This is a genomic window from Capnocytophaga sp. oral taxon 329 str. F0087, from assembly GCF_000213295.2.
Taxonomy (GTDB): domain Bacteria; phylum Bacteroidota; class Bacteroidia; order Flavobacteriales; family Flavobacteriaceae; genus Capnocytophaga; species Capnocytophaga leadbetteri_A.
The window spans coordinates 1-6,702 of the sequence record NZ_KN390063.1 but is presented as its reverse complement, the minus strand read 5'-3'; the positions used below and the strand labels follow the sequence as shown (position 1 = coordinate 6,702).

Here is a 6,702-nt window from a genome sequence, read left to right as displayed (position 1 = left end):
ACAGAGCAGTTAAACCTTTTAGCGCAGATGGTACTACGCAAGTGGGAGAGTATGTCGCCGCCTTCTTATAAAAAGAGCAATCTAAATAGTTAGATTGCTCTTTTTTTGTTTTAAAAAAATAACTTGATAACGTTGTAAATAGCTAATTATTTTGTACTTTTGTGCGCTGATACTTTTTTAAGTTTTTTTGAATATGCAAAAACCTTTGATCTTAGTAACTAATGATGACGGTATTACTGCTCCTGGTATCCGTTATTTGATAGAGATAATGAATGAATTAGGCGAGGTGGTGGTAGTGGCTCCTGACTCGCCCCAAAGTGGTAAAGGTCACGCAGTAACCTTAGATACAACTATGTATTGCGACCCAATGCCTTCTAAAAATGGTGCAACCCGTGAGTACGCTTGTAGCGGTACACCAGCTGACTGCGTAAAGATTGCTAAACACGAGGTACTAAACGGACGTATGCCTGACCTCTGTGTGAGTGGTATCAATCACGGGAGTAACGCTTCTATAAATGTGATATATTCGGGTACAATGAGTGCTGCTATCGAAGCTGGAACTGAAGGAATACCCGCTATAGGCTTCTCGCTATTAGACCCAAGTTGGAATGCTGATTTTTCGCAAGCACGTAGCTATATAAAACATATTGCTGAGAAGGTGCTCGCTAATGGTTTACCTAAAGGTACGGTACTGAATGTGAATATCCCTAATCTTCGCAAAGAAGAAATAAAAGGGGTGAAAATATGTCGTCAGGCACGTTCGAGATGGATTGAGAGCTTTGATAAGCGTGTAAATCCACAAGGAAGGGTATACTACTGGATGACTGGTACTTTTGTAAACCAAGATGAAGGTACTGATACTGACCAATGGGCTCTTGAAAATGGATATATATCGGTAGTGCCTGTGCAGTTTGACCTTACTGCTCATCAACATCTTCAAACACTACAGCAATGGGATTTATAAAAATAAATGAGGATAGGAGAGACCTTATTATTGGTTTTTTAGCAGGATTATTGGCTAATGCGTTGGCTATTTTGGCTTATGTGCTTATTTTTTCGAAGTTCAGCGTTCGCATTACTTTGTTAGATGCTTATTATAAAGGTTATCTGGGGAAACTTATTGCTTTAGGAGGTGCATTAGACCTTTTGGTGTTTTTCATTTTCTTGAATAGGAATAAGAATGAGAGCGCACGAGGGGTACTTATCGCTTCAACTGTATTGGCTTTTGTTATATTATTATTACAATTTACTTAAAAATCAACTATAAATATTATGAGGGTTAGAGAATATTTAGTATTTCTGTATCGTATTTTCTTGGTATATTTCTTTTATGCTATAGCACGTGGCTTGTTTATCTATTTTAATCACGATGTGATGGGTGATTATAGCGCTACTGACCTTTTCTACTATGGTCTGGCGTTTGATAACTGTGCTATAATGTATATCAATTTACTATTTATACTGCTTAGTTTGTTGCCTTTGTGGGTGAATACGCATCCGAAATTTCAGAAAGTGGTCTTTTGGGCGTATTTTATTCCTAATACGATAGCTTACACCACTAATTTTATCGATATGGTGTATTATCCATTCAGTAAATCGCGTCTTACTTCGGCTTCTTTTGCGGTTATTGAGCACGAACAGAACAAAACGACCTTATTTTTTACTTTTTTGGTAGATTATTGGTATATGTTTGTCGGTTTTATTTTGCTTATTGCTTTATGGGTATTTCTGTATAAGTTAGTGAAAATAAAGCCTGTGAAGGTTGAGAGAAAAGTACCTTACTATGCGTGGTCTACGATTTGCTTTTTAGGATTGGGTACGCTGATAATGATGGCGATTCGCGGGGGTGGTTTTACTTCGGATACACGTCCTATTAATATGTTGGACGCGAGTAGGCACGTGAATATCACGGCACAGGCAGATGCGATACTCAACACGCCTTTCTGCCTTATACGTAGTATGGGAAAGAATAAAGGTTTTAAAGAATATCATTTGGTAGATGAGGCGTATATAGAAGGAAATATTAAGCCTATTAAGCAGTATAGCCGTGAGGTGGTACAGAAACCTAATGTGGTGTTGTTTATTTTGGAGAGCTTTGGTAAGGAGTATTGGGGCTGTATGAATACTAAGACGCATATTCCTAATTTTGAGAGTTATACTCCTTTCTTAGATTCGCTTGCACATCATTCATTTGTGCTTGATAATGCTTACTGTACAGGGCGGCAATCTATACACGGAATCTCGTCTATGTTGGCAGGTATTCCCTCATTTCAGGTAGCTTATACTTCTTCGCCCTATGTGAAACAACCTACCCAGTCATTAGTTTCAATAGCTAAAGAGATGGGGTATGACACTTCATTTTTCCATTCAGCTCCTAATGGTTCAATGGGATTTTTAGGTTTTTCTAATATCTTAGGTTTTGACCATTATTACGGCAAAACAGAATATAATAACGATGCTGATGATGATGGACATTGGGGGATATGGGACGAGCCTTTCTTTCAGTATATGTGTAGGACTTATTCTGAGAAAAAGCAACCTTTCTTTGGTACTATTTTTACACTTTCGTCACATCATCCTTTTCAGATTCCGAAGAAATATGAAGGAAAATTTCCTGTGGGGCATTTGGAAATTCATAAATGTATAGGTTATACGGATTACGCATTGAAACAGTTTTTTGAATGTGCTAAGAAACAACCTTGGTTTGAGAATACGATTTTTGCTTTCGTAAATGACCACCCTAATCAGGTATATTACGATTTGTATAAAGAACCAATTACGGGTATGGGAGCTGCTATAATGTTCTACAGTGCTAATCCTAACTTGGTGCCTACTAAAGTATCTTCGGAAATAGCCCAACAGATAGATATTTACCCCTCATTAGTAGATTTGATGGGTTATCATAAGCCTTTCCGTTCGTGGGGGCGGAGTCTTTTTAGTAATGTAGCAGATGAAACACCACGTGCTTTTATCTCGAATGCGGTGATGTACCAAATGATGCAGGGTAATTATATCTATATTATAGATGAAAATGCTAAAGTTAATGGTATTTATAGGAAAGAAGATGGGGCTTTGAAGGATAATCTACTGGGTAAGGTAGATAATGCTGAAATTCAGAAAGGCATTAAAGATCTTAAGGCTTTTATGCAGGATTATATGGATAGAATTATTAATCATAAATTAGGTGCCAGCGGCACAAGCAAATAAATTAGCAAATGAAAAAGCGCGATGTTTAGAAGAAGTAAACATCGCGCTTTTTTATGGTGAATTGCCTTTTGCCCTTATGAGGTTATTCGAGGGTCATTAGGTATTTTTCGGCATCGAGGGCAGCCATACAGCCTGAACCTGCGGCTGTAATAGCTTGGCGGTAACGGGTATCGGCAGCATCGCCCGCAACGAATACGCCCGCTACATTGGTAAGAGAAGTACCTGGTACGTTCTTGATATAGCCTACTTCATCAGTGTTAATATAAGGTTTAAATACCTCAGTGTTAGGTTTGTGACCAATAGCTACAAAGAAACCTGTGATAGCTATTTCGCTTATTTCTCCCGTTTTGTTATTGCGGACTTTCATACCTGTAACGACTTGTCCGTCACCGAGAATTTCTTCAGTTTCGGTATTGAAAAGCACTTCTATTTTAGGTGAATTGAGTACGCGCTCTTTCATAATTTGAGAGGCACGGAACTCATCGCGGCGTACGAGCATCGTAACTTTGGCACAGATATTAGCTAAATATAGTGCTTCTTCGCAAGCAGAATCGCCTGCTCCTACGATAGCTACCTCTTGATTGCGGTAGAAAAAGCCATCGCATACGGCACAAGCTGACACGCCTCCTCCTGTTTGTAGATAGTGTTGCTCGGAAGGTAATCCTAAATATTTAGCAGAAGCCCCTGTAGCAATGATTACTGCATCGGCGTGAACTTCTTTGTCGTCTACCCATACTTTGTGCGGGTGTGCAGAAAAGTCGACCTTAGTAATCCACCCATTGCGAATGTCTGTGCCGAAACGTTTAGCTTGTTGTTCTAATTGCATCATCATTTCTGTACCCATTACCCCCTCAGGATAGCCAGGGAAGTTTTCTACCTCATTGGTAGTAGTGAGTTGTCCCCCAGGTTGTTCGCCTTGGTAAAGCACAGGGTTAAGATTGGCGCGAGAAGCGTAGATGGCTGCTGTATAGCCCGCAGGACCTGATCCTATGATGAGGCATTTTATTTTTTCAATGTTTGCCATATTAGTTTATCCTTTTTTTAATTAATGGCGCAAAGATAGTGTATAATTGGCAAATTAACAAATTAGAAGATTCGCAAATTAGAAAATAGGTAAATTTGGCATAATCATTGCTTGTGAAAGAGTGTGATTAGGAGTAGGGGCGATAGAGGTAAAAGATGCTTTTTGTATACTATTGAAAATCAGTGTTATATGGGTTTGGTGATGGAAAAAATGAGTTTTTAGGGTTAAAAAAAAGCTAAAAATGAATGTTATTTCATTTAAAACTCCTATATTTGCGCCTTGCATAGAATAGCGTATGTATAGAATATTATATATCACCGGAATACTATTGATGGTGCAATTGGCATCAGCACAGCGGTATGAAGTAGGGGTATTTTTAGGCGGAAGCAACCCTATATCAGATGTTGGGAGTACTTATTATGTATATCCTAACCAAGCAGCCTTTGGCGGTCTTTTTAAATGGAATTTTCACCAGAGGATGGCTCTTAGGGTGCAGGTTAATAAATCATCATTGAAAGGTGATGATGCACAGTCGGATATACCAGGTAAGATTAACCGTCAGTTCTCGTTTAAGAGCGACTTGACTGAACTTTCTGTAGGAGCGGAGTTTAATTTCTTCCGTTTTAGAATCAAAAACTTATTAGATAAGCCAATGACCCCCTATCTTTACATAGGAGCCGCTGCTTTTTGGCACGACGATTTGTATTTTGAGAAGGCTGTTACTCCGCCAGTAGAGGCTACTGATACTACTAAGCGCACGCTCAGTTATACTTTCCCTGTGATTTTAGGAGTAAAGAAAAAGATAACCATGCGGCTTATTTTAGCAGGTGAAGTAGGTTTTAGATACACACTTACTAATAATTTAGATGGTAGCTTACCGAAAGAACGACCTTTTTCATTTGGTAATAAAGCTAGCAATGATTGGTATACATTTACAGGTTTAACTCTTACTTATACGTTTGGAGAAGAGCCTTGCTATTGTAGAAAATAGAGTTTAATATATGGAAATAACAAAATACCCTGAACATTTAGCCATTATAATGGATGGCAATGGACGTTGGGCTAAGAAACAAGGGTTGCTCAGAGCATTAGGACACGAAAAAGGGGGCCAAAGTGTGCGCCAAGTGTTGGAATATTGTGTAGAGCACCACATTCCTTATTTGACACTCTATGCTTTTTCAACAGAAAATTGGAATAGACCCGCATTGGAAGTGAAGGCTCTTATGGAACTATTAGTAAAATTCTTGAGAAAAGAAGCTGATGAGTTAGATAAGAACAATGTGCGGCTGAATATGATAGGTAACTTAGAAAGGTTCCCTGAGAAAGTAAAGAATACACTTGTAGGAGTGATAGACCGTCTGAAGCACAACACGGGTACTACTCTAACCTTGGCTTTGAGTTATGGAGCGCGTGAGGAGTTGCTGACAACAATAAAACGCATAGCTCAGCAAGTGGAGCAACAACAGCTAAAAGTTGATGCTATAAACGAAGATATTATACAACAACATCTATATACGTATGATTTGCCCAATGTAGACTTACTTATCCGTACCAGCGGAGAGTACAGAATTAGCAACTTTCTACTGTGGCAGATAGCATATGCTGAACTTTATTTTACTGATGTACTATGGCCTGATTTTACCAAAAAACATTTGGAAGAAGCCCTCATTAGTTATCAAAATAGAGAGAGACGATTTGGAAAAATTAGCGAACAACTTAAGTAAAACTATGCTGAAAAAGATTTTATTACTAGCATTCATAGCTGTTTGTAGTTTGGTGAATGCTCAAGAGGAAGAAAGAATATCATTAGGACAAGGAAGAAAATATACTATTGGAGGCATTGAAGTAACGGGTGCCAAACGTTATAATGAGCAAACTATTCTTACCACATCGGGATTGAGAGTGGGCGATGAGATAGAGGTACCAAGTGAAAAGTTCAGTGCCATCATTCACAAATTGTGGAGCTATAAGTTGTTTAGCGATATTAATATTTACATACAACGAGTGGAGGGGAATAAGGTATTTTTAGAGTTGGCTATCAAAGAGACTCCTTCGCTTATAGATGTGAAAGTGTCGGGGGTTAATCAGAAAAAAGCTGAGACATTGCTTAAAGATGCTGATCTAAAAAAAGGAGTGAAGGTAAATGAGAGTCTTATAGCTAATACTAAGAACTATATTACAAATAAGTATAAAAAAGATGGCTACTTCAACACTAAAGTAACTATTGATACAAAAATAGATACTACTGATGCCAATGGGGTAGATATGCTTATACACATAGATAAAGGTAGTAAGATAAAGATAGATCGGATTACTTTTGAGGGGAATAAAGAATTTGATGCGGCTAAACTACACAAAAAGCTTAAAAAAACTAAGCAAATACGCTTTGGACGTTTTTGGAAGCGCTCGAAATATGTGAAGAAGGATTACGATGAGGATTTAGTAGGACTTATTGATTTTTACAAAGAGAA

7 protein-coding genes are annotated in these 6,702 nt (G+C 38.2%); 6 read left to right on the top strand and 1 reads right to left on the bottom strand.

Features of this window, described 5'->3' with window-relative positions; all coding sequences use genetic code 11:
• The first annotated feature begins 193 nt into the window (after positions 1–193).
• Genes surE through HMPREF9074_RS10935 form a run of 3 tightly spaced genes read left to right on the top strand, consistent with a single transcriptional unit; the run spans position 194 to position 3,207 of the window.
• A complete protein-coding gene (gene surE / locus HMPREF9074_RS10945; protein WP_009389231.1) occupies positions 194–964 on the top strand; it encodes a 5'/3'-nucleotidase SurE in 771 nt (256 codons plus the stop codon).
• Positions 952–1,254: a hypothetical protein gene (locus tag HMPREF9074_RS10940; protein WP_009389232.1), complete on the top strand. Its 303-nt coding sequence runs from the start codon at positions 952–954 to the stop codon at positions 1,252–1,254. The genes surE and HMPREF9074_RS10940 overlap by 13 nt, the downstream gene beginning before the upstream one ends.
• Positions 1,255–1,272: 18 nt before the next feature.
• Complete coding sequence (locus tag HMPREF9074_RS10935; RefSeq protein WP_009389233.1) at positions 1,273–3,207, top strand: LTA synthase family protein; 1,935 nt, start codon at positions 1,273–1,275, stop codon at positions 3,205–3,207.
• 82 nt (positions 3,208–3,289) lie between these two features.
• Here HMPREF9074_RS10935 and trxB read toward each other — a convergent pair whose 3' ends face one another.
• Positions 3,290–4,231 (bottom strand): thioredoxin-disulfide reductase, encoded by a 942-nt coding sequence (gene trxB, locus HMPREF9074_RS10930; protein WP_009389235.1) that lies wholly within the window; start codon positions 4,229–4,231, stop codon positions 3,290–3,292.
• A 295-nt stretch (positions 4,232–4,526) separates the two neighbouring features.
• On the opposite strand from trxB, the gene HMPREF9074_RS10920 reads away from it, so the two are divergent.
• The 3 genes from HMPREF9074_RS10920 to HMPREF9074_RS10910 all read left to right on the top strand — a co-directional run.
• A complete protein-coding gene (locus HMPREF9074_RS10920) occupies positions 4,527–5,222 on the top strand; it encodes a type IX secretion system protein PorG (RefSeq protein ID WP_009389236.1) in 696 nt (231 codons plus the stop codon).
• 10 nt (positions 5,223–5,232) lie between these two features.
• A complete protein-coding gene (locus tag HMPREF9074_RS10915) occupies positions 5,233–5,955 on the top strand; it encodes an isoprenyl transferase (protein WP_009389237.1) in 723 nt (240 codons plus the stop codon).
• Between the two features lie 4 nt (positions 5,956–5,959).
• On the top strand, positions 5,960–6,702 hold a 743-nt coding region (locus tag HMPREF9074_RS10910; protein WP_034540794.1), incomplete at its 3' end, for a POTRA domain-containing protein.